Source organism: Reyranella sp. (genome assembly GCF_050185545.1).
Classification (GTDB): Bacteria; Pseudomonadota; Alphaproteobacteria; order Reyranellales; family Reyranellaceae; genus Reyranella.
Genome location: NZ_JBFWZI010000024.1, coordinates 33,774 through 53,316, shown reverse-complemented (window position 1 = coordinate 53,316; position 19,543 = coordinate 33,774). Strand labels below are relative to the sequence as shown.

At 66.4% G+C, this 19,543-nt stretch carries 20 protein-coding genes; 12 read left to right on the top strand and 8 right to left on the bottom strand.

Annotated elements, in window-relative coordinates:
- Nucleotides 1-19 precede the first annotated feature (19 nt).
- Together AB7O82_RS09480 and AB7O82_RS09475 are read right to left on the bottom strand one after the other, a co-directional pair.
- Nucleotides 20-1,939, bottom strand: coding sequence for a nidogen-like domain-containing protein (locus AB7O82_RS09480; protein WP_428619252.1), 1,920 nt, complete (start codon nt 1,937-1,939; stop codon nt 20-22).
- A 604-nt stretch (nt 1,940-2,543) separates the two neighbouring features.
- Nucleotides 2,544-2,774, bottom strand: a complete 231-nt coding sequence (locus tag AB7O82_RS09475) for a hypothetical protein (RefSeq protein WP_428544696.1) — start codon at nt 2,772-2,774, stop codon at nt 2,544-2,546.
- A 167-nt stretch (nt 2,775-2,941) separates the two neighbouring features.
- On the opposite strand from AB7O82_RS09475, the gene AB7O82_RS09470 reads away from it, so the two are divergent.
- A complete protein-coding gene (locus tag AB7O82_RS09470; protein ID WP_428619249.1) occupies nt 2,942-3,358 on the top strand; it encodes a DUF3775 domain-containing protein in 417 nt (138 codons plus the stop codon).
- 32 nt (nt 3,359-3,390) lie between these two features.
- Here AB7O82_RS09470 and AB7O82_RS09465 read toward each other — a convergent pair whose 3' ends face one another.
- A complete protein-coding gene (locus tag AB7O82_RS09465; protein WP_428544705.1) occupies nt 3,391-4,311 on the bottom strand; it encodes a hypothetical protein in 921 nt (306 codons plus the stop codon).
- A gap of 307 nt (nt 4,312-4,618) precedes the next feature.
- Between AB7O82_RS09465 and AB7O82_RS09460 the strand changes: the two genes are divergently transcribed.
- Nucleotides 4,619-5,449 carry a PRC-barrel domain-containing protein gene (locus AB7O82_RS09460; protein WP_428544708.1) on the top strand — a complete coding sequence of 277 codons (831 nt, stop codon included), beginning with the start codon at nt 4,619-4,621 and terminating at the stop codon, nt 5,447-5,449.
- Between the two features lie 73 nt (nt 5,450-5,522).
- Here the strand turns inward: AB7O82_RS09460 and AB7O82_RS09455 are convergent, their stop codons facing one another.
- A complete protein-coding gene (locus AB7O82_RS09455) occupies nt 5,523-5,891 on the bottom strand; it encodes a PRC-barrel domain-containing protein (RefSeq protein ID WP_428544711.1) in 369 nt (122 codons plus the stop codon).
- 95 nt (nt 5,892-5,986) lie between these two features.
- Nucleotides 5,987-6,181 carry a DUF6496 domain-containing protein gene (locus tag AB7O82_RS09450; protein WP_428544714.1) on the bottom strand — a complete coding sequence of 65 codons (195 nt, stop codon included), beginning with the start codon at nt 6,179-6,181 and terminating at the stop codon, nt 5,987-5,989.
- A gap of 206 nt (nt 6,182-6,387) precedes the next feature.
- Between AB7O82_RS09450 and AB7O82_RS09445 the strand changes: the two genes are divergently transcribed.
- Both AB7O82_RS09445 and AB7O82_RS09440 read left to right on the top strand, forming a co-directional pair.
- Complete coding sequence (locus AB7O82_RS09445) at nt 6,388-7,371, top strand: SDR family oxidoreductase (RefSeq protein ID WP_428544717.1); 984 nt, start codon at nt 6,388-6,390, stop codon at nt 7,369-7,371.
- 94 nt (nt 7,372-7,465) lie between these two features.
- Nucleotides 7,466-8,017, top strand: a complete 552-nt coding sequence (locus AB7O82_RS09440) for a hemerythrin domain-containing protein (protein WP_428544720.1) — start codon at nt 7,466-7,468, stop codon at nt 8,015-8,017.
- Nucleotides 8,018-8,133: 116 nt separating this feature from the next.
- Here AB7O82_RS09440 and AB7O82_RS09435 read toward each other — a convergent pair whose 3' ends face one another.
- A complete protein-coding gene (locus AB7O82_RS09435) occupies nt 8,134-8,562 on the bottom strand; it encodes a DUF6328 family protein (RefSeq protein ID WP_428544723.1) in 429 nt (142 codons plus the stop codon).
- 726 nt (nt 8,563-9,288) lie between these two features.
- On the opposite strand from AB7O82_RS09435, the gene AB7O82_RS09430 reads away from it, so the two are divergent.
- The 3 genes from AB7O82_RS09430 to AB7O82_RS09420 all read left to right on the top strand — a co-directional run bounded on the left by AB7O82_RS09430 (nt 9,289) and on the right by AB7O82_RS09420 (nt 12,452).
- Complete coding sequence (locus AB7O82_RS09430; RefSeq protein WP_428544726.1) at nt 9,289-10,617, top strand: ABC transporter substrate-binding protein; 1,329 nt, start codon at nt 9,289-9,291, stop codon at nt 10,615-10,617.
- A gap of 543 nt (nt 10,618-11,160) precedes the next feature.
- Entirely contained in the window at nt 11,161-12,069 is a 909-nt protein-coding gene (locus tag AB7O82_RS09425) for an LLM class flavin-dependent oxidoreductase (protein WP_428544729.1), read from the top strand.
- A gap of 8 nt (nt 12,070-12,077) precedes the next feature.
- A complete protein-coding gene (locus AB7O82_RS09420; protein WP_428544732.1) occupies nt 12,078-12,452 on the top strand; it encodes a hypothetical protein in 375 nt (124 codons plus the stop codon).
- A gap of 7 nt (nt 12,453-12,459) precedes the next feature.
- Here AB7O82_RS09420 and AB7O82_RS09415 read toward each other — a convergent pair whose 3' ends face one another.
- Nucleotides 12,460-13,362, bottom strand: a complete 903-nt coding sequence (locus tag AB7O82_RS09415; RefSeq protein ID WP_428544735.1) for an alpha/beta hydrolase — start codon at nt 13,360-13,362, stop codon at nt 12,460-12,462.
- Nucleotides 13,363-13,845: 483 nt separating this feature from the next.
- Between AB7O82_RS09415 and AB7O82_RS09410 the strand changes: the two genes are divergently transcribed.
- The 5 genes from AB7O82_RS09410 (at nt 13,846) to AB7O82_RS09390 (ending at nt 19,132) form a co-directional block, all read left to right on the top strand.
- Nucleotides 13,846-15,072: an NAD(P)-binding domain-containing protein gene (locus AB7O82_RS09410; protein ID WP_428544738.1), complete on the top strand. Its 1,227-nt coding sequence runs from the start codon at nt 13,846-13,848 to the stop codon at nt 15,070-15,072.
- 90 nt (nt 15,073-15,162) lie between these two features.
- Nucleotides 15,163-16,011, top strand: coding sequence for a DMT family transporter (locus AB7O82_RS09405; protein WP_428619246.1), 849 nt, complete (start codon nt 15,163-15,165; stop codon nt 16,009-16,011).
- Between the two features lie 256 nt (nt 16,012-16,267).
- Nucleotides 16,268-16,471, top strand: a complete 204-nt coding sequence (locus AB7O82_RS09400; RefSeq protein WP_428544744.1) for a hypothetical protein — start codon at nt 16,268-16,270, stop codon at nt 16,469-16,471.
- Between the two features lies 1 nt (nt 16,472).
- Nucleotides 16,473-17,861 carry an amidase gene (locus AB7O82_RS09395; RefSeq protein ID WP_428544747.1) on the top strand — a complete coding sequence of 463 codons (1,389 nt, stop codon included), beginning with the start codon at nt 16,473-16,475 and terminating at the stop codon, nt 17,859-17,861.
- Nucleotides 17,862-17,923: 62 nt separating this feature from the next.
- Nucleotides 17,924-19,132, top strand: a complete 1,209-nt coding sequence (locus AB7O82_RS09390) for a CaiB/BaiF CoA transferase family protein (protein ID WP_428544750.1) — start codon at nt 17,924-17,926, stop codon at nt 19,130-19,132.
- Nucleotides 19,133-19,281: 149 nt separating this feature from the next.
- Here AB7O82_RS09390 and AB7O82_RS09385 read toward each other — a convergent pair.
- Nucleotides 19,282-19,543 (bottom strand): hypothetical protein (locus tag AB7O82_RS09385; RefSeq protein WP_428619244.1); only part of this gene is annotated, 262 nt, incomplete at its 5' end.

The following is a 19,543-nucleotide window of genomic DNA, read 5'->3' as shown; positions in this document are numbered from 1 at the left end:
TGGGCGATTTTTTAACGAACTAATCACGCGCTGCTAATGGATGCGCGGCGATCAGCGCTTCGGCATTGCGGATGCCGGTGAGCACGCTCGTCGGGTCCGAGCCGACGGGATCGAGCAGGTTGGTCGCCGCGGCGATGTCGCTGGCCCCCAGCCACATCGTGTTATGCTCCTGCTGCTCCTGCACGTAGGCGAGGCTCACGGCCACCTTGCCCATCAGCGTGGTGATGTCCTGGCCCGCCGCCGTGTCCTGCGCCCCGCTCATGATGTTGATCAGCACCAAGCCCACGAACTGGCCGGCCTGCAGCGCCCCCTTGACCTGGCCCGTCCAGTAGTCGAGGCCGGCCTGATCCGACGAGCGGTTGAACAGGTACGGATAGACGCGCGTCGTGCCGTCGACCGCTGGCCCGAAATAGGTGTTGTCCTCGGTTCGCGTGGTGACGTTCGCCCCGTACAGGCCCCAGACGGCCATGATGTCGAACAGCATCGGCGTGATCGGGTAGATCGCTGCCTTGAGGTCGATGCCGGCCTTGTCGGATTGGGTCGGATGCCGATTGTACGACATCACCGTCAGCTGTTGATCGTACTCCGGGTCCGCATCCTTGCCGTTCGGATGAGAGAGGCCGAGCGCGTGGCCATACTCGTGAAGGAAAGTGAACTGGCCGTAATCCTGAAAGCCGGGATTGGTGATCCCCTGGCCGTAGTTGTTGTTGAAGAACAGGTCGCCGTGCGGGCTCGGCGTGCCGATCGTGGCGCCCGCCGGGCTCTGGGCGTTCTGACCGAGCAGTTTATTCTGGATGTCGGCCCCCGGATAGGTCGAGAGCACCGGTGCGCCCGCCACGGTCGAGGGCGGCAGTCCGGCGATCCCGTCCTCGTCCGTGCCGTCGGTGGAGTAGGCGGCCCAGGCGCCGAAGATGATGTCGCTGGTGACGACCTCCCCGGCCCGGACCTGGTAGACGTAGAGGCCCCGCTCGCCGGTATTTCCCGGCGTCGTCGGCAGGTTGAGCATCGCCGATTCGATGCCCGACGCCGGCACCTCCTCGAAATCACCCTTGCCGGAGGTCCAGCCGGCGTGCGCCGTGGTCCCACCCAGGCCGTTCTTGCCGCCGCTCGCGTCGCCCGCCGTCCACTGGATCTGCTCGTAGCGGAAGACGATGTCGAAATCGTTGCCCGTAGTGGCGTTGCCGCCGCCGCGATCGTACAGCTGCAACTGGAACTTGTTGGCCAGGGGAATGTGGGTCGTCGCGTTGACGTTGAAGTAGTCGACGCCGGGCCACGTGACGGTGAAGATCTTGTTCGTCGTGTCGAGGGTGTAGACGGCCTGTGGTCCCGGGCCGGTGATGGGATCGGTCGTGTCCAGTCGCGTGTCGACGTCGGCCCAGAACGGCGCGATCAGCGGCGTGCCGCCGGCGGTGATCGTGGTCGGCGTGTAGGTACTGACGGCAGCGCCGAACGACACGCTGCCGTTCATGTTGACGAACAGCTCCTTGTAGGTCGTGCCGAAGAAATTGAGGCCATTGGCGAACACCGAGGTGATGTCGACCTGCGGATTAGGGCCATCGTCGCCGCGCGCCAGCGGGGTGCCGCCCGACACGCTGGCCAAGGTGCCATCCCCGGTCACCTGGGTCCCCGGTCCGCTGCCGCCGCCGACCCCGATCCTGACGGCGTTGATGTTCGCGAACTCGTTCCAGGTGGTGACCGCGCGAACCGCCGCCGCCTGCTGCGCGACGTTCAGGCCTATGTCGGCGCCGAATGGAACGATCTCGTCGACGACGTTCGCATTGAACTCCAGGATCCGGACCGCGTCATCACCCGCCACGCCGTCGTAATCGACCTTCGGGAAATAACCCGGCACCTTGGTCGGGAAGGAATAGGTGATCGTGCCTGAGCCGTCGTGCCAGCGGCCGCCACCGCGCACCAATGCCGTGAAAGTGGCCACCATGTCACACCCCCGCTCTTCCGGTGCTGCCGGGACCCCAAGTCAAGCGATCGCCACACGCACCTGCGCGCGTTTGGACGCCATCCGATGAAAACCGATACTCGACCCCACGCGCCCGAAACCGACCCCAAGCCGGGCACGCCCACTTTACTATTTACGCCGATCCTATGGCAGAATTTTGGTAAGCCGTGCAGCCTCACATGAGCCTTACCCTGGTTGGATTGCACATTACTGTATATTGGTACGTGCGCGGGTCGACGCTGGATGACGTCCTCGTGATGGGACCAGTCGGTACGTCAGATGCGCTCGGTCCGTGTCGGCAGGCGCTTTGCAGATATCCCCCGTCGGATGCGCGGACGAACACCTCAATCGTTAGAGGTGAACCAAATCACAATGGTCAGACCTCTGAACCTCAGAAGGCGAGGTGAAGGGTCAGACAATGGGTCGGATGACTGCCATTGTCGTGATGGGACCCGGACCGGCGATGTGGCGGGCCGGCGCGACACGGCGGCGGTCGACGGTGTCCCCGGCATGGCGGAGAACCCGCGCACCGCGCGAATCCAGCCAAACCGAGCCGCGCGTGCGTGCTCGAGGCATTGGCCATCCTTCAGCTGAGCTGCGCCATCACCTGGGCAAGAGACTGGGCATCGCGCGACGTTCCCTCCCTGGCGACCTGATCGGCGGCGAGCTGGCGCAGCCCAATGAAGGCCTCGCGCAGCATCCGCGCGTCGGATATGTCCTTTTCCGAGGCGCCGGGCCGGCGCGCCGCCTCCTCGGCGCTCACCACCTCCACGGCCTTGGACTTGAGCTCCTCGAGCAGGCGCTCGCACTCGGTCATGGCTTCCTCCTGCCGATCGACGCGCCCATTAACGCGCAGGACTCGCGCCCGTTGCATCGCCGCCGTGGCAACTCGCAAGGCGCTGAATCGTTTCTCGCACGACCTCGCCGTGGTCCGGGGAAACGACGGGCCTTCGCGAGAGGCAGCACGTTCGATGGGGTACTCCGATGGCCGATCCAGCACTCACGGTCGCGTCCGACACGATTTGCCACATCATCGTCAAGGCGCGCGAGTTCGACGCCCAGGATGTCGAGACCGACACCGACCTGGCATCGAACGGCAGCGACGACAGGATGATCGCGAGTCTCGAGGGCCATGCCGGCGACCCGACGGAAGCCGAACTGCGCGAGTTCATCGACGCGCTCGACGAGGACGAGCAGACCGAGCTGGTCGCCCTGCTGTGGCTCGGCCGCGGCGACGGCACGCTCGATGACTGGGACGAGCTGAAGGAGCAGGCGCGCGAATTGCGCAACAAGCGCACGGCCGACTACCTGCTCGGCGAGCCCCTGCTTTCCGACCACCTCGAGGCAGGCCTGTCGGCCTTCGGCGGCTCCTGCACGGATTTCGAGCTGGGCCGGCTCTGAGACCGGCCCAGCCCGGAGCCGACCTGCCCCGGCTACCAGAACCGAGGCGATCCGAAGAAGCTGACGAGCGTGCCCTCGTCGCGGTGTCGTCCGCCCAGCGACGCACCAAGGCAGGACGCCGCGCAGGCGACGGCCAGGATCGCCGCGGCGGCGAAGCCCGCGATCAGCGCGCCCTTGCGTGCGGCTTCGGCGGCATCCCGGGCCTTCCGTTCCGCCGCCTTGAAGTTGGCAAAGGCCTCGTCGACGCGCTTCTCGGCCTCGGCCTGGGGCATGCCCGTCTGGCGCACCACCACACGCACGAGCATGGTGCGATCAGTCACGTCCAGTTGTGGGTTCTCAAGATTGGCAGCAAGCGCCCGGGCAATCGCAGGCGCCAATTCTCCCCGGGCGGTGCCACCTGCGGGCGCGGCGCTGTCCGACGGCGCCAGGATCCTGTCCACGGCATAGTCCGACGCGCCAGTGGACAGCCGGGCCGCTGCCGCACCGGTCGCCGGATTGGCGCCGGCGCCGGCCGCACCGGCCGCGACCACCGCCGTGGTCGATTGCAGCGCCGTCTTGAAGACCCCCGCGGCCCCCGACACCGCCAGCACGCTGCCCAGGACGACGCTCAACGCCCATACGCCAAAGCCATGGGCGCCGTCGCGAAAGTGCGATTCGACGGTGCTTCCGCCCGCCCAGGCGCTGCGCGTCCGGCCGGCCAGATAGCCGCCCAACGCAAAGCTGATGACGACGACGATTGCCGCAAAGGTTGCCGACAGGATGCCGAGCGCCTTGGCTGACAGCCCAGCGTAGGGATAGGGAGAAACACCAGCGAGACCGAGGGCCGCCCCGAACGTCAGCAGCACGATCGAGATGGCGCTCGCGCCCAGGGTACCCAGGATTACTGGTCCCCATTCGAAGTACCGACCGTCCGCGGGCGCCACGACCGTCGCCGTGACAGGGTTGGCTTCCACCGTTCGAGCATCAGGCATCTGTCCCTCCCTAGCGCAGTCCGAGGAAGGACAGGATGAACATCACGATGACGACCAGTCCGACCAGGTAAACGATGCCATCCATTGCAATTCTCCCTTCGGCCGGCGAACGGCGCGGGAACTGCAAAGTTCCGAATATTTCGGATGCCCAACGATTTATTATTGTGGGCGCGGGTGACTTTTGGATGGGCGAGGCGGAATCGCCCATCGTGATACCCCAAGCCACCCGGCAACGAATGCGAACAAGCCTCGTTGGGGGAAACCAATAGCCACCAAGAGAGGTAACAAAATGTTCAAGAAATTCCTGATCGCGGCGTTGCTGAGCGGCGGGGCAGCCGTTGCCTATGCCCAGAGCCCGGCACAGCAGGCGGCGTCGCCTCCCTCTGTCACGGCGACCACGCCACACGATGCGACCGCCTCGGCCGACACGCGCAAGTTGATTGGCCGCAACATCAAGAACGCCGACAACGAGACGATCGGCGAGATCAAATCGATCCATATCGGGTCCGACGGCAAGGTCGACAGCGTCATGGTCGGCGTGGGCGGCTTCCTGGGAGTTGGCGAGCGCGAGGTCAGCCTGAAGTGGTCGGACCTCGTGATCTCCGACAACGGCGAAACCGTGAGGGTCAACATGACCAAGGACCAGCTCGCAGCCATGCCGCCTTACAAGTACAAGGACGAGGCGTGGCGCGGCCAAGTCTTCACCGACAAGGGACCGTGGACCGCCGAGCCAACACGCGGTGCGGCGGCCGACCGCACGCCGCCGGCGGCGGGCGTGGATACCCGCGCACCGGCTCGCGACCAGGCAGCCGTGAAGGGTGACTTCAACGCCGAAGGCAACATGTCGGGAAGCGCCCTGATCGGCGCGTCGGTACGGAATCAGGCCAAGGAGACGGTGGGCAAGATCGACGACGTCTTCATCGACAACAAGGGTGCGATCAGGACCGTCGTGGTATCGGTCGGCGGCTTCCTGGGCGTCGGCTCGAAGGACGTTGCCGTGAAGTGGGAGGACATCCAGTTCCAGCGCGACGGTAACTCCGTGGTGCTGGTGACGAGCTGGACCAAGGACTCGCTGAAGGCGATGCCGGACTACAAGAAGGAAAGCCGGCTGGCGCGCTGAGCCAGCCCGCCTCGAACGGAGAAGGCCCACCCCTCGCGGGTGGGCCTTCTTGTTGCGCGCTGATCGACCGGACTTACCAGAAAGTCGGCGCGTCGTAATACTTGTCGACGCGCCGGCCATATTCCGGCGTCCAGTGGAAATCGTCGTCCACGCCGTAGGTCGGCGCGCTCTCGAGTTTCTTCTTGTCGAGATTGACGACGTAGCCACCCTTGGCCTCGTCGTACTTCAGGGTCGACCAGGGCAGCGGATGGTATTTCTCGCCGATGCCCAGGAAGCCGCCGAACGACATCACGGCATAGATCGCCTTGCCGCTCACCTTGTCGAGCATGATGTCCTCGACGGTGCCGAGCTTCTCGCCTGCGAGATTGTACACGCTGGTTCCTTCCACCCTCTCGGCAGCGATCAGGCTGCTGGACGTGATCTTGGTCGTTTCAGGGGTCAAGGTCCTCTCCTCTGCTTGCGATGAAAGGGCGTTGGAAGGGGAAGCAACCGAAACGGCAACGCCCGGGCCGATCCGGGACTTCGTCGATCGCCGATCTATCTGCTGCGCGCCCTGCGGCTCGGGACCTTTTTGCCCTTCTTGCGCGCTTCCGAAAGGCCGATGGCGACAGCCTGCTTGCGGCTCGTCACTCTGCCGCCGCGGCCCGCTTTGCCACGTTTCAACGTTCCCTTCTTGCGACGCTCCATCGCGCCCTTCACGTCTCTGCTCGCGCTTCGCGAATACCTGGCCATGATGGTCTCCTCGCTTCCGTGGACATTGCCGAGCCTCGATGCGCGCGACGCGAATGCGCGCGAGGTGCTTGCCTCGCTAACAGCCTGACCGGGTGTGGGTTTCACGCGTCGCCGGATTTTATCGACGATCCGACAGCAGGCGGCGCAACTGCCGGCGCGGGTTGGCGTTCCCATGGCCTCGAGCAGCTGGAAATCCGGAGCGTACGATGGCCACCAGCAAAACGGCATCCCAGAAGGCGAAGGCGACGGTCGAGCGATACCGCGATCTGCAGGACCGACGACGGGTCGCCGACCGGCGGCACAAGCAGTCGAAGCCCAAACAGGCCATGCAAGCGGGCATGCGTCACTACCCCGAACCGCCGCTGCCCCTACAACACCAGAGCAAGCCCGGTGACGAAGCCAGGCTCGACCCGACGCCTCTCTACGATGCTCCGTACTATCAGGGCTCGAACAAGCTTCGCGACAAGGTGGCCCTGATCACCGGCGGCGACTCGGGGATCGGAAGGTCCATCGCCGTGCTGTTCGCGCGCGAGGGCGCGGACATCGCCATCGTGCATCTCGACGAGCAGGCCGATGCGGAGATCACCCGCCAGGCCGTCGAGGCCGAGGGGCGCCGCTGCCTGGTCATCGCCGGGGACGTGGCCGACCGCACCTTCTGCTTCGACGCGGTGGCACGGACGGTAAAGGAGCTCGGCCGTCTCGACGTGCTGGTCAACAACGCCGCCTTCCAGCTTCACGCCTTGCGGCTGGAGGACCTCGACGCCCAGCAATTCGACCGGACGATAAGAACCAATCTCCACGGCTACTTCTTCATGGCGCAGGCCGCCGTGCCGCACATGAGACCCGGTTCCGCCATCGTCAACAACGGCTCGGTCGCCGGCTTGCGCGGCAGCAAGTTCCTGCTCGACTACTCGATGACCAAGGGCGGCATTCACGCCTTCACGCGCGCGCTGGCGGGCCAGCTGGTGCCCCGTGGAATCCGCGTCAACGCGGTGGCGCCCGGGCCGGTCTGGACACCGCTCAATCCGGCCGACAAGGAAGCCGAGCAGGTCGCCCAATTCGGTTCCGAGATGCCGATGAAGCGGCCGGCCCAACCGGAGGAGGTCGCACCCGCCTTCGTCTTCCTCGCCTCGCCCCACTGCTCGAGCTACATCACCGGCGAGATCCTGCCTGTGATCGGCGGCTATTAGGCGCCCTCGCGATTGCGTCTCGATCGTCCTTCGGCGCAACGCCCCGCCGCTTGCGCCGTTAGGGCAACAGCTCAACCAAAAAGGAGATTGTACCTTGGCATCCGCAAGCAAGTCAGACGCGATCGCCCTCCTCAAGGCCGACCATCGCAAAGTCGAGGGTCTATTCGAGAAGTTCCAGCACGCGCGAGGCGAAGAGCGTAAGGAAGCTCTCGTTCGCGAGATCTGCACCGAGCTGATGGTGCACGCCACCATCGAGGAAGAAATCTTCTACCCGGCCTGCAAGGAGAGAATCGAGGACGAGGATGTCCTCGACGAGGCCTATGTAGAGCATGACGGCGCCAAGGTCCTGATCGCCGAGCTGCTCGCCAGCGAGCCCGACGCGGAGTTCTACGATGCCAAGGTCAAGGTCCTTTCGGAGCTGATCAAGCATCACGTCAAGGAGGAGGAGAAGCGCTCCGAAGGCCTGTTCGCCCAGGCCAAGGAGGCAGGTCTCGACGTCGACGCGCTGGGCGCCCGACTCGCCGCACGCAAGAAGCTGCTTCTCGAGAGCATCCAGTCCGGCAAAGCGCTGCCCACGCCGGAGACACGCTCCTACACCGGACACCATCTGAAGCAGGGCCATCCGGTACAGGCGCCGGCCGCTTGACGCGCTCGAAAGTCAGACCTCATGAGCGTGGGTCCGACCGACGCCTGATCCTACCACCGTGACGTCCGGGCGAGATAGGGCAACCCCAGCCACAGCGCCGCCAGAACGAGCAGAACCTATCCGGCACAGCCCAAGGCCACATCCGACAGGCCGGTCACGAGGTAAGCGATCAGGTAGGTGTCGCACGCCACGCCGATCATCAAGGGCGGCAGGGCCAGACAGAGCAGCGTCGACGCGAGATCGACAAAGCGCCGCGTGACCCGGCCTCTCTCGGCAAGACGGTGATAGGCAGCCGGCGCCATGATCAGGCCCATCGCCAGGGTGACGAGCAGGAAGGCGACCAGGTGCAGGATCTGGTGCCCTTCGTCCAGGCGCTGGAATCTCTCGTTGAACACGGCGATAAGCTGAAAACCCATGAGGGCCTGCACGCCGGGCAGGATCATGCGGGCCTCATCGGTGATGTGGGTCGCTTCCTCTTCCAGGTCTTCGCGATGGACGTCGTCCGGTGCCCCGTCCGGCCGAGCGGCGTGGCGCCTGGCCAGCACGAAGAGGTGGCTCCGGTCAGCCGCGCGCGGTCGCTCTCTGGCCATTCGCCTTGACCGCAGGCAAAGCCCGGTCGCCCTCCTTCACGGGCGCAGGCTGCAGAAACGACACCGGATCACTGCACGGAAAGCTGTCCTCGACGGCATCGTCGAGGGCCGTCTGAACTTGTCGTTTCACGCGGGTCAGTCGAGAGGGACTTGCCTTCAATTCGGACTCCCGGGTTGCCCGGAGCCAATGCGCCCGGCCCGCCGCGGTTGCGGGGGAATCGCCGCGATACCAACTGCCGGAGCAATCGCATGTGTTCAATTTATCCGTCATCCCGAGCGGAGCCGCCGGAAGGCCCACCCTGAGCGCAGCCGAAGGGCGGCGCAGTCGAGGGACCTTTCTTGCTAGCGCCGCACGAAACCGGCCCCTCCGCTGCGCCTCGCTACACTCAGCTCCGGTCGGGATGACGGTATTTGGCCTCTGCGAATGCCCTGTCCAACCCCAGTATGCAGGTGCTGCAGAATTGGCGTATGGTCCGACCAGCGGAGAGTTCCAGGCAGTTGTTTGCGGCCGGACGTTCCGGCTTCCAGGCCCCGCGGCCGTGGTCCAGTTCGAGCGCAGTAGCCCAGTTCGAGACGCGTGGTGACGTTCAGTTTCTCGGCACGCCCGAGTCGCGCGACCGAGAACGCGTAGGTCCAGCACTGAATAATCGATCAGCGGTCAAGCATGATGGGAGGAACCTCATGACTCGCATTGCGCGGCGTCGTCTTCTGAAGATCTCTGGAACCGGCGCCGTCGCGGCGCATGCTGGCGGAATGGCCGCCATCCTGGCCAGCGGGCGGGCACCCGCCCTGGCGCAGGAGCAGACGGTGCACTGGCTGAGATGGACCGATTTCGTGCCGGCTTCCGACGCCTTGCTCAAAGGCAAGATCACCCAGGAGTGCAAGAAGGCGACCGGCATCACGCTCAAGCTAGAGACGGTCAACGCCAATGACCTGCAATCGCGCATCACGTCGGCAATCCAGTCCGGAACCGGTGCCGATGTCATCATGGGCTTCAGCAACTGGCCGCAGCTCTACGCCGAGAGCCTGGCCGACGCCGCCGACGTCGCCGAGGAGATCGGAAAGGCCCAGGGCGGCTACTATGAAGTCTCCAAGCAGGTCGCCCAGGTCGGCGGCAAATGGATCGGCGTGCCGTGGTCGGCCGGCGGTGGACTGATCGCCTATCGCAAGTCGTGGCTCGAAGAAGCCGGTGCGTCGACGTTTCCCGGCGATTGGGACAGCTACCGCGCGGTCGGCAAGAAGCTCAAGGCCAAGGGCAGGCCGTTCGGCCAGACCGCCGGCCACACATTCGGCGACGCGCCGGGCTGGTGGTACTGCTACCTGTGGTCATGGGGCGGCAAGGAGGTCGAGGCGGACGGCAAGACGGTCGTCCTGAACAGCAAGGAAACCGTCGAGTCGATCAAGTTCGCGGTCGCCCTGTGGAAGGAGGCCATGGACGAAGGCGGCCTGGCCTGGGACGACACCAACAACAATCGCGCCTTCCTGTCGCAGACCATCAGCGCCACGCTGAACGGCGCCTCGATCTACATCGAAGCCAAGCGCAAGCCCGACACCTACAAGACCGAGAAGGGCACGCCGATGTTCCAGGACATCCAGCACGCCCACATCCCCAAGGGGGCGGCCGGCCAGTACAACAATCCGGGCGTCTTCACCGACATGCTGATGAAGTACTCGAAGAACCAGAAAGCGGCCAAGGATTTCCTGCGCTGGATCCATTCCAAGCCGGTGTACGATGAATGGTTCACCTCACAGCAGGGCTACACCTGCGGCGCCACCCTGGAGTGGGAAAAGCACAAGGTGTGGGACGCCGATCCGGTGATGAAGCCCTTCCACGATCTGCCGCGAGTCGGGCGTCTGGTCGGTTATGCCGGACCGCCGAATCGCAAGGCCGCCGAGGTAGTGACCAAGTACATCATCGTCGACATGTACGCCAAGGCGATCCAGGGCATGCCGGCCGAAGAAGCGGCCAAGTGGGCGCACGGCGAGGTCGCCAAGTCCTACGCGTCCTGAGGGAATATCCGCTCCCCTGTGGCGCTGTAAACAGCGCCACAGGGGGAGGTGGCCCGGAGGGCCGGGGGATGCCGGGGGAATGCCCCAGTCCGGAATTTTCCGATTCCGACGTCGGAATCTGAAGCGCCCTGTCTGAGGCCTTCCCCCTCCGGCCCGTATGACGGGGCACCTCCGCATAGGCGTTAAACTAAGAAGAATCCTCATCCTGAGGAGGCCGCGCAGCGGCCGTCTCGAAGGATGGGCCACACAGTAGATCGTTGAAAAAGCGGTGTGGCAGCGGTCCCTCCTTTGCCGACCAAAGGGCGAAGGTTACTTCGCCCGATTCGAGACGCGGCCCTGCGGGCCGCTCCTCAGGGTGAGGATTCTTCTTAGTTTGACGCCTATGGGGCACCTCCCCCGATTAGGCGCTGTTTACAGCGCCGCAGGGGGAGGATTGGAGATGTGAAGACAATTTGCAGTCGCCGCGAGCGGCGCTGCAAGAAAACTGGCCATCGCGCCGCGAGCCGCTACGATGCCTTCCGGAAAACCGAAGGACTCGTCGCGATGGCCGAACCGCTGCCAGCTCTCTGTCTGATCGCCATGCCGGGGCGCCGCCGTCGCACCATCGAACTCTGCCAGGAGACCGAGCGGCGGGGCTTCGCCGGCATCTACGTGCCGAGCCCGTTCGGCAACATGTCGATGTGCGAGGCGCTGTCCTGGACCACCGAGAAGGTCACGTTCGGTACGGCGATCGCACCGATCTACCAGCGTACCATCGTCGACTTCGCCCAGAGTGCTGCGATGATGCACGAGGTGTCGGGCGGACGCTTCCGGCTCGGCATCGGCATCGCCCACGGGCCCTCGCACGTGCGCATGGGCGTGACGCCCGGCAAGCCGCTCGCCGACACTCGCGCCTTCATTGAGAAGTTCCGCGCCCAGGATTCGTTCGGCGCGCTGCCGCCGATCATCGTCGCGGCGCTGCGTAAGCGCATGGTGGCGCTGTCGGGCGAACTCGCCCAGGGCGTGGTGTTCGCCAACGCCTCGCTCTCCCACATGGCCGCGTCGCTGGCCGCTCTGCCGGCGGCCAGACGCAACGATCCGGCCTTCTTCATCGGCAACATGATCCCGACCTGCATCAGCGACGACGTCGATGCCGCCCGCGCGGTCAACCGGCGCACGCTCGTCAACTACGCGTTCCTGCCCAACTACCGGAACTACTGGAAGGAGGCGGGCTACGCCGAGGAGATGGAGGCGATCGAGAAGGCGATCGACGAAGGGCGCCGCGACGACGTGCCGAAATATCTCACCGACAAGTGGGTGGCCGACAACACACTGTTCGGTCCGGCCGCCAAGGTGCGCGAGGGGGTTGCCGCCTGGCGCGCCGCCGGCGTCCACACGCCGGTCCTGGTGCCGTCCTCGGCCGCCGGCAACCAGATGACGGCGATCGACGAGGTGTTCGCCGCATTCGGCTGATCGCCCTTATGACACTTCGCTGGCGCATCAACCACGACAGGCAGCGTGTCCTCGTGATCGCCGAAGGCGATGTGACACGCGCCGACATCGACGCCTATCTCGACGCCGTGGCGAGCGAAGGTGCGCTCGCCTATCCCAAGGTGTTCGACGGCTCGGCCGGCGATACCAGCATGGACGCCCACGAGCTGTTGGGCATCGCCGTCCGGATCAGGTCGTACCACGACAGGCCGGTCGGGCCCCTCGCCATCGTCCTGCGGGAGGACAAGTCGCACCTGGTCCTGCGAGTCCTGGGCGCCCTCGCAGCGGCGAGGCGCCCCCTGAAGATCTTCTCCAGCCTCAAACCCGCGGAACGATGGATCGACAGCCTCGAATACTCGCGGTGACCGACGGTCAGGCGCGCACGTGGCGGTCGATGAACGCCACCATGCGGTCGAACATGTCGCCGGCCTTGGACAGGTCGGGCGAGCTGCCGGCCTGGCGTTCCATCTCGAGATACTCGAGCGCGATCGAGCCGCCGGCGGCACGGTAGCGGGCGCAGAAACGTTGCGGCTCGTTGCCGTCGAAGTCCGATTCGACGTCCTTGTAGTCATGCATGGTATCGGCCTGACCCTGGAACCAGATGGCGGGCGGCGTCAGCACCTTCTCGCCGCGCTCGAGCGCCATCGTCGGATTGCCCTCGGCCATGGCGGCCTCGCTCTGCCAGTACGAATCCTGGCGGGCGATGATCGATTTCGGCCAGGCCGGCGGATTGGCGCTGGCCTCGGCGCGCTTGGCGTGGCGGTAACGGCTCAGCGGATTGATCACCGGCCAGGTCATGATCACGCAGCGCACGCTGGCATCGTGCCCGGGCGATCCGGCCGGCAGCTTGATCGCGGCGTAGCGCGGGTCGTGCGGGCGCATGGCGACCAGCATCGCCAGATGCCCGCCGCTCGACTGGCCCGACAGGCCGACCAGGTCGGGCCGGGTCTTGAGCTTCTGCGCATTGGCCTTGGTCCAACGAACCGCGTAGTTGATGTCCTGCACCGAGGCCGGATAGGGGTCCTCGTTGCCGGAGCGGAAATCGAGCGCGACGGACACGATGCCGTGCGAGGCCATGTATTCGTGGCGCAGCCGCTCGGTGAAGCGGTCGCTCATGCACCAGGCGCCGCCATGGCACTCGACCATCGCCGGAAACGGCCCGGCGCCGCGCGGGATGAAGAGGCGCGCCAGCAGCGGCTTGTCGCCGTGACGCAGGTATTCGACATCCTCGACATCGTACTGGGTGGTGGGGGACTCGAGAATCGCAGTCGACATGGCGCGTTTCCTCGTCGTTGTTGGCTTGGAGACCGGCGAGCCTAGAGCGTTTCTCGATCCGATGGAACCGCTCGCGGTTCCATCAAGGGCGCGCCACTACGTGGCGCTGGCACATTCCATTCGCCTATTCCAGCCGAATGAAATGTGCTCCAGCACAAGTCGGGAGCCGGGGAAATCCGGCCGGTGATGGCGGACGAGCTTGTGCAACCGGCGGCCGCCGCGCCAAGATCGGCGGCGTGCGCGGCAGGACATTCGCATTTGGCAAAACAAGCCGTCATCCCGACCGGAGCCGAGCGCAGCGAGGTGTAGTGGAGGGACCTTTCTTGTTGCTGCGCAAGCAAGAAAGGTCCCTCGACTGCGCCGCCAATGGCGCTGTAATCAGCGCCTGATCGGGCGGCTCCGCTCGGGATGACGGAATTTATGCCATGTTGGAATGCGTTGGCGTGCGCGGGCAGCAGGCGTAAGGCGGGGGATCGGGAGTCCATGGCGATCGAGCATGTCGAGACGCTGATCGTCGGGGGCGGCCAGGCCGGACTGACGGCGAGCCACATGTTGAGCCGACGCGGGCGGCCGCACGTCGTGCTCGAGCGCGCCCGCATCGCCGAGCGCTGGCGGAGCGAGCGCTGGGACGGGCTGCGCTTCCAGTTCCCCAACTGGTCGGTGCAGCTGCCCGACTTCCCGTTCCGCCACGCCGATCCAGACGGCTTCACCACCAGCCCCGACATCGTCGAGTTCCTCACCGCCTATGCCGCCTTCATCGCCGCGCCGGTGCGCTGCGGCGTCGACGTCACGCGCCTGCAGCGCGCCGCGTCCGGCGCACGCTTCCGCGCCGAAACCTCGGCTGGCCCGATCGTCGCCGACAACGTCATCGTGGCGACGGGCCCCTACCAGCGGCCGGTCATGCCGGCGCTGCTGCACGACCAGCCCGGCCTGTTCCAGGTTCATGCCAGCCGCTATCGCGCGCCGGAGCAACTGCCGGCCGGCGCCGTACTGGTCGTCGGCGGCGGCGCGTCGGGCGCGCAGATCGCCGAGGAGCTGGTGCGCGCCGGCCGCCGCGTCTTCCTCTCGGTCGGCCATCATCGCCGCATGCCACGGCGCTATCGCGGGCGCGATCTCATCCGGTGGCTGGCCGAGATGAAGCTCGACCAGACACCGGTCGACAAGCGCGGGCCGGATCGGGCGCTGCCGCTGATCACCGGCGCCTACGGCGGCCATACGATCGACTTCCGCCAATTCGCCATGCAGGGCATCACCCTGCTCGGCCGGGTCACCTCCAACCAGGGCCGCGTGCTGGCGATCGCGCGCGACCTTGCCGACAGCCTGGCGGCCGGCGATGCCGCCTATGGCGCCTTCCTCGACTTGGTCGACGCCTACGTCGCGCGCCATGGCCTCGACGTGCCAGCAGAACCCGGCGCCCGCGCGCAGCTCGCCGATCCGCCGGAGGTGCGTGAGCCGATACGCCGCCTCGATCTCGACGCCGCCGGCATCTCGGCGGTGATCTGGTCGACCGGCTACGCCTGCGATTTCGGCTGGATCGACCTGCCGGTGTTCGGTGACGAAGGGCTGCCGAGACATCGCGACGGCGTCACCGAGGTGCCCGGTCTCTATTTCCTGGGGCTGATGTGGCTGTCGAGGATGAGCTCGTCGTTCCTCTCCGGCGTCGCCTTCGACGCCGAGCATCTGGCCGAGCACATCGCCGGGCAGAAGTGACAACCGTCATGCTCATGCGGACCGCGGGCGTCTCGCCCGCTTGTGATTCATGAATCCTGAGCGGGCGAGACGCTCGCGGTCCGCATGAGCATGAGTCGAACGCTTCTCCTGACCAGCGTCGCCATCCTGTGCTTCTCGGCAAACTCGATTCTTTGTCGGCTGGCGCTGGCGCCGGACCTGATCGATCCGGCCACCTTCACCAGCGTGCGCGTCGTGTCGGCGGCGATTCTGCTGAGCCTCGGCGTCTTGCTGAAAAGTCGCCACTTCCCTCGCCTCGGCCGCGTCAAGCCGTGGTCGGTCATGGCGGTGTTCCTCTATCTCGTCTTCTTCTCCTTCGCCTATACGCGGCTCGGCGCCGGCACGGGCGCGCTGGTCCTGATAGCCGGCGTGCAGCTCACCATGTTCTGCGTCGGCCTGGTGCATGGCGAGAGATTCTCCGTCCTGTCGTGGACCGGATTCGGCATCGCGGTCGCCGGCGTGCTCTACCTGCTGCTGCCCGGCGCAACCGCACCCGATCCGCTGGGCGCCGCGCTGATGGCGATCTCGGGAGCCGCCTGGGGAGTGTTCACGATCCTTGCCCGCGGCGTCGGCGATCCCGAGGAGGCCAATGCGATCAACATGCTGTGGTGCGTGCTGCCCACCCTCCTGGTCAATCTCGCCTGGCTGGGCGACGTCCACGTCGCCCCGAGCGGTCTAGCCCTTGGGATCGCCTCGGGCGCCATTGCCACGGGCTTCGGCTACATCGTCTGGTACTTAGCGCTTCAGCATCTGTCGGCGACGCACGCCGCGACCGTGCAGCTCTCGATGCCCGCCATCGTCGCGCTGGGCGGCGTCGCCTTCCTCGGCGAGCCGCTCACCACGCGGCTGCTGCTCGCCTCGGCGGCGATGCTGGGCGGGATTGCGCTCGTGATGACGCAACGTGCGGGGGGCAGGAGGTAGGAGCGCGGGCTCTCCTCCCCAACTTCGTTGGGGAGGTGTCGGCGTCCTACGCCGACGGAGGGGTCATGATCATCCTCTTCCGGACCGCGAGCGTTTCGCTCGCTCATGGCCATATGAGCGAGCGGGACGCTCGCGGTCCAGAAGACCATGACCCCTCCGTCGCCGTAAGACGGCGACACCTCCCCAGCGGAGCTGGGGAGGAGAAGACATGGCATCGGCCTTGCAATCGTCGTCTGCAACGGGAGAAGCTCGGCCCATGACCGATCCGATCTCCGACGACGACATCCTTCGCCTCGCGCGCCTGGCGGGGCTCGAACTTCCGGCGGAATATCGCGCGGAGCTGATCGAGGCCTACGGCCATGTCCGCGCGATGATCGAACGCCTTCCGGGCGGGCGGCCGCACGGTGACGAGCCGGCACACGTGTTCGTGCCCACCGCCTTCCGGCCGAAGAGGACGTAGCGTGAGCGAGCTCGCCTTCCTCACCATCGCCGAGGCGTCGAGGCTGACCGCCAAGCGCAAGCTCTCGCCGGTCGAGCTCACCGAGGCGTATCTCGGCCGCATCGCCGCCCTCGACAGCCAGCTCGACAGCTTCGTCACGCTGACCGCCGAGCGCGCCCGCGCCGAGGCGAAGCAAGCCGAGACGGCCATCATGGCGGGCGGCCCGCGCAGTCCCCTGCACGGCATTCCCTATTGCCTGAAAGACATCTTCGACACCGCCGGCATCCGCACCACCGCAATGTCGAAGCTGCTGGCCGACAACGTGCCGGCACGCGATTCGGCCTGCCAGGAGAAGCTTGCGGCCGCCGGCGGCATCCTGCTGGGCAAGAACGCGACATGGGAGTTCGCCCATGGCGGACCGTCGTGGGACATCCTGTTCCCGCCGGCGCGCAATCCGTGGGACCGCACCTGCTCGCCGGCCGGCTCGTCGTCGGGCTCGGCCGCCGCAGTGGCAGCGGGATTTGCACTGGCGTCCCTCGGCAGCGACACCGGCGGCTCGATCCGCAGCCCGGCGGCGGTTTGCGGCGTCGCCGGCTTCAAGCCGACCTACGGCCTGGTCAGCCGCCGCGGCGTCATCCCCAACAGCTTCAGCCAGGATCACGCCGGGCCGCTCGCCTGGACCACCGAGGACGTGGCCATCCTGATGCAGGTGATTGCCGGTCACGACCCGGAGGATCCGGCATCGGCAAACGTACCGGTCCCCGACTTCCGCGCCGCCTTGACGGGCGACGTCAAAGGCCTGGTGATCGGCGTGCCGACGCAGTGGCTGGAGCACGACCTGCCTCTGTCACCGCCGACCCGCGCGGCGTTCGAGGCGGCGCTCGACGTGTTCCGCAGCCTCGGCGCCAGCGTGCGTCCGGTGATACTGCCGCCGCTGCGGCAGTTCGACGATTGCAAGAAGACCATCGCCGTGGCCGAGCTGTTCACCATCCACGGCAAGGACCTCAGGACTCGGCCGCACCTGTTCGGCGCCAGCCTGCGTTACCGCATCATCGCCGGCGGCCTGGTTCGTGCCGAGGAATACATTCTCGCCATGCGACTCAGGACCGACCTGGCGCGCAGCCTGCAATCGGTGCTGTCGACGGTCGATCTCCTGATGCTCCCGACCGGCGAGCCGGCCGCAAAGCTCGAGCCGGTGCCCCCGTCGAGCCTGTTCACCAGGCCGTCCTTCACCATGCCGTTCAATGTCGCCGGCAATCCGGCGCTCTCCGTGTGCAGCGGCTTCAGCGATGCGAAACTGCCGTTCTCCCTGCAGATCGTCGGCCGGCTGTTCGACGACGCGACGGTGCTGCGCGCCGGCGACGCCTACGAGAAAGCCACGCCGTGGCGCGACAGGCGTCCGGTTCTCTGAGGCCATCCTCATGCTAAGGTCGCCTTCTCGTTCCATTGTTTGACGAACAGGCGACAAAAATCATGACCATCCGCCGCCCGCTCGACGGGATGCTCGTGCTCGATCTCGGGCAGATCTACAACGGACCCTACTGCGGCATGCTGCTGGGCTTCATGGGCGCGCGCGTGCTCAAGATCGAGCCGCCGGAGGGCGACGTCGTGCGCCGCCGCAAGCGCGACGTCGAGCCCTACCCCCTGGTCATGCTGAACACGAACAAGGAGTCGGTGGTCCTCGATCTCAAGCAGGAGCGCGGCAAGCAGATCTTCCTCGATCTGGCGCGCAAGGCAGACGTCGTGGTCGAGAATTTCGCCGTCGGGGTCATGGACCGGCTCGGCATCGGCTGGGACGTGCTGCGCAAGATCAATCCGCGCCTGGTCTATGGCGGCAGCTCGGGCTACGGGCTCGACGGGCCGTATCGCGACCTTGCCGCCATGGACGTCACGATCCAGGCGATGAGCGGCATCATGAGCGCGACCGGCCAGCAGGACGGACCGCCGACCAAGGCCGGCCCTGCGGTCTGCGACTTCATGGCCGGCATCCATCTCTGCGCCGGCATCCTGGGTGCCCTGGTCCAGCGCGAGCGCACCGGCGAGGGTCAGCGCGTCGAGGTCGCCATGCACGAGGCGGCGGTGATCGGCCTCGCCTCGGCGCTCGGCGCGATGATGGACGGCGATGCCAATGTCCCCGAGCGCACCGGCAACCGCCATCCCGCGCTCGCCATCGCGCCCTACAACACCTATCCCTGTGCCGACGGCCATGTCGCGATCTTCACCTCGGCCGAGCGTCACTGGCAGGCGATGTGCCGGCTGCTTGGTCGCGCCGAGCTGCTCGAGGCGCCGGGCTATGCGACCATGCCGGAGCGGGCACAGCGCATGGCCGAGATCGACGACATGATCTCGGCCTGGACGATCGGGCGGACCAAGGACGAGGTGCTGCGGCTGCTCAACGAAGCTCACGTGCCGGGCTCGCCGGTCAAGACGGTGCGCGAGGTGGCGCGCGACCCGCATCTCGAGGCGCGCGGCTTCTGGGTCGATGTCGACCATCCGCGCCGAGGCCGCACGCGCGTACCGATCTCGCCGATCCGCCTGCATGCCGGCGGGCCAGCGGAAGTTCGCGCGCCGGCGCCGACCCTGGGCCAGCACACGGAGACCGTTCTGGCCGAGCTGCTCGGCCTCGGGCCGGACGAGCGCGCTGCGCTGGCGGCATCGCGGACGACGACCCCGGTGCGCTGAGCGGGCGCAACGGCCGGTCGCCTGCTGCAGCCCGGCAGAAAGCAATTCGTAAGCGTAGCGCGCCATAATGATTCGCGCGCGACCCGTGGCTTCGCGCCTTCATTCGCGAAACCTTGCAAGCTCTGAGGTAGTTCGATGTCGACGACGTTCTACTTATTCGACTTCGTCCTGGTCGCCATGCTGGTCGGCTCCGCCGTCAGAATCCGCTGAGCGCGCGACGCGCGGACATCGCAGATCATCCGCTGAGAGCGCGCCACTGGAGCCAGAGTGACCTCCGCGTTGATGGCGGTCATGCTCTTCTGCCGGGAGCGCGCCACACCCATGGCGCTCGTCTTGTCGATCGCCCCCCGTGAGCGCCAAAGGAGTGGCGCGCACCCAGCCAAGACGCCAGTTCCCAGGGAAAATTCGCCC

What these genes read in the sequence shown, in the direction of transcription:
- AB7O82_RS09480 (WP_428619252.1), bottom strand. Translation starts at nt 1,939, where the DNA reads ATGGTGGCCACTTTCACGGCATTGGTGCGCGGTGGCGGCCGCTGGCAC.
- AB7O82_RS09475 (WP_428544696.1), bottom strand. Translation starts at nt 2,774, where the DNA reads ATGACCGAGTGCGAGCGCCTGCTCGAGGAGCTCAAGTCCAAGGCCGTG.
- AB7O82_RS09470 (WP_428619249.1), top strand. Translation starts at nt 2,942, where the DNA reads ATGGCCGATCCAGCACTCACGGTCGCGTCCGACACGATTTGCCACATC.
- AB7O82_RS09460 (WP_428544708.1), top strand. Translation starts at nt 4,619, where the DNA reads ATGTTCAAGAAATTCCTGATCGCGGCGTTGCTGAGCGGCGGGGCAGCC.
- AB7O82_RS09450 (WP_428544714.1), bottom strand. Translation starts at nt 6,181, where the DNA reads ATGGCCAGGTATTCGCGAAGCGCGAGCAGAGACGTGAAGGGCGCGATG.
- AB7O82_RS09445 (WP_428544717.1), top strand. Translation starts at nt 6,388, where the DNA reads ATGGCCACCAGCAAAACGGCATCCCAGAAGGCGAAGGCGACGGTCGAG.
- AB7O82_RS09430 (WP_428544726.1), top strand. Translation starts at nt 9,289, where the DNA reads ATGACTCGCATTGCGCGGCGTCGTCTTCTGAAGATCTCTGGAACCGGC.
- AB7O82_RS09425 (WP_428544729.1), top strand. Translation starts at nt 11,161, where the DNA reads ATGGCCGAACCGCTGCCAGCTCTCTGTCTGATCGCCATGCCGGGGCGC.
- AB7O82_RS09420 (WP_428544732.1), top strand. Translation starts at nt 12,078, where the DNA reads ATGACACTTCGCTGGCGCATCAACCACGACAGGCAGCGTGTCCTCGTG.
- AB7O82_RS09415 (WP_428544735.1), bottom strand. Translation starts at nt 13,362, where the DNA reads ATGTCGACTGCGATTCTCGAGTCCCCCACCACCCAGTACGATGTCGAG.
- AB7O82_RS09410 (WP_428544738.1), top strand. Translation starts at nt 13,846, where the DNA reads ATGGCGATCGAGCATGTCGAGACGCTGATCGTCGGGGGCGGCCAGGCC.
- AB7O82_RS09405 (WP_428619246.1), top strand. Translation starts at nt 15,163, where the DNA reads ATGAGTCGAACGCTTCTCCTGACCAGCGTCGCCATCCTGTGCTTCTCG.
- AB7O82_RS09400 (WP_428544744.1), top strand. Translation starts at nt 16,268, where the DNA reads ATGACCGATCCGATCTCCGACGACGACATCCTTCGCCTCGCGCGCCTG.
- AB7O82_RS09390 (WP_428544750.1), top strand. Translation starts at nt 17,924, where the DNA reads ATGACCATCCGCCGCCCGCTCGACGGGATGCTCGTGCTCGATCTCGGG.